Annotated in this window: 2 protein-coding genes; both read right to left on the bottom strand. The window is 64.8% G+C overall.

Annotated features, from left to right (window positions below; all coding sequences use genetic code 11):
• Positions 1-332: 332 nt before the first annotated feature.
• Positions 333-1,220, bottom strand: a complete 888-nt coding sequence (locus FNJ47_RS45855; protein WP_163163357.1) for a haloalkane dehalogenase — start codon at positions 1,218-1,220, stop codon at positions 333-335.
• Positions 1,221-1,289: 69 nt separating this feature from the next.
• The coding region (locus FNJ47_RS45850; RefSeq protein WP_163163355.1) for a zinc-binding dehydrogenase at positions 1,290-1,879 on the bottom strand (590 nt) is incomplete at its 5' end.

Genomic DNA, 1,879 nt, shown 5'->3' with positions numbered 1-1,879 from the left:
GGACGGCGAAATCGTGCAGGCCTGACGCCCTAGTGGTAGGTGTCCTCTCGCAAAACGCGTAAGCGTTTTTGCGAAGGCGGTGACAACAAAGCCCAGTCTCGCCGGGGAGAGCACGTATAAGCCGTAACCCATCGCGCAGGGAAAGCCGGGTTGTTTCCGGTTACACCTGTGGTCCTACCCCCGAGCTTTCTATCCAATGCTCGGGGCCCATGGGTGCGATCGGCACCCGGCTTTCCCTGCGCCCTCTATGAGAGAGGGCGGAACGAAGAGCAAAGCTCGGACAAATCATGTCGCGAGAACGCGGATGTATGCACGCGTTAAGTATGCACGTGTTAGCGGGCCGGGCCGAGCGTCTTCATCGCTTCCGCGACGATGACGTTGCCGGCCTCCTGCACGAAATGCCCGGCATCAGGCAGTTCAAGCGGCGGTGGACAGTTTCGGATCACCTGCCGCAATCGGCTCATCACCGGCGGCCCGAGCACCGGGTCCTTCATGCCGACAGCCATGAAGCTTTGTCCGGTCCACTGCTGCGACCAGAAATCGCGCGCGCGCCGCGAAAGCGCCGCGCCGCCAGCGTCCGGCTGGTCCGGTACCAGATTGGGAAAGCGCCGGACGCCGGCCTTGTACCGCTGGTCCGGATAGGGCGCGGCGTAGGCGGCAGCTTCCTCGTCTGCAAGACCGGGGGCCGCTCGCTGCATCAAGGCTGCGATGTCCATGTCCGGGCTGCGATTGGAGAAGGCCCGCCATGCGAGAAAGCCTTCGCCGAGCGGCACGTCACCGGTGCCGAGCATCGTGTTCATCACAAGCAATCGATCGAAGCGATCGGTCATGTCCATGGGTATCGTCAGTCCGATCAATCCTCCCCAATCCTGGCAGACCAGCATGACGCGGCGCAGGTCGAGCGCCTCGATCAGCGACATCACCGCCGATCGATGGAAGTCGAAGGTGTAGATGTCTTCGTCGACGGGCTTGTCGGAACGACCGAAGCCGAAGAAATCCGGCGCGATGACGCGGAATCCTGCGGCGAGCAGCGGTGGGATCATCTTTCGATAGAGGTAGGTCCAGGTCGGCTGACCGTGCAGGCAAAGCGCCACCGGCGCGGTCTTCGGTCCCTCGTCGAGATAGTGCATTCGCAACGGGCCGATCTCGATGTAGCGCGGCGCGAAGGCAAATCCGGGCAATTCGGCGAAGCGCCCGTCCGGTGTTCGAAGCGTCTGCATGTCTCTGCCTTTTCGATTCGTCATTCGATCGCGCAAGGACGCCGAGCGGAGCGTGCCTTGCCGCTCCCGCTAACCGATCCGCACCACCATCTTGCCGATTGCGGCACGGGTCTGCATGGTGGTGAACGCCGCGCGGAAATCCTCAAACGCGAACACCTTGCCGACCACTGGCGTCAGTCGGCCGTCGTTCAGCCACGCCGACAATTGCGTCATCACGCGCGCCTGCGCCTCGGGTTCGCGGCGCGCGATCTGGGCCGCGTCGACGCCGATCAGAAGACCGCCCTTCAACAGTGGCAGATTGAACGGCAAAGCGGGGATCTGGCCGGCCGCAAAGCCGACCACGACATGGCGGCCGTTCCAGGCGATCGAGCGGAACGCCTGCAGCGAGACCTCGCCGCCGACCGGATCGAAGATCACGTCGGGGCCATGGCCGCCGGTCGCGTCCTTCAGCGCGTCGCGCCAATCGGGTTTTGTGTAGTCGACGGTCGCATCAGCTCCGAAGCTTGCGGCGAAGCTGCGCTTCTCCTCGGTCGAGGCCGCCGCGACGACGCGCGCGCCGAGCAGCTTGCCGACCTGGATCGCGGCGATGCCGGTGCCGCCGGCGGCCCCGAGCACCAGCAGTTGCTCGCCGGAGCAAAGCTGGCCGCGCTCGCCGAGCG

Origin of the sequence: Bradyrhizobium uaiense (genome assembly GCF_010811875.1) — a bacterium.
GTDB classification, from domain to species: domain Bacteria; phylum Pseudomonadota; class Alphaproteobacteria; order Rhizobiales; family Xanthobacteraceae; genus Bradyrhizobium; species Bradyrhizobium uaiense.
Note: the sequence above shows the minus strand (reverse complement) of the source record. Positions and strands in the feature narration are given on the sequence as shown.

Bases quoted from the DNA above. Each gene is read 5' to 3' on its own strand.
- FNJ47_RS45855 (WP_163163357.1), bottom strand. From the start codon at position 1,220: ATGCAGACGCTTCGAACACCGGACGGGCGCTTCGCCGAATTGCCCGGA.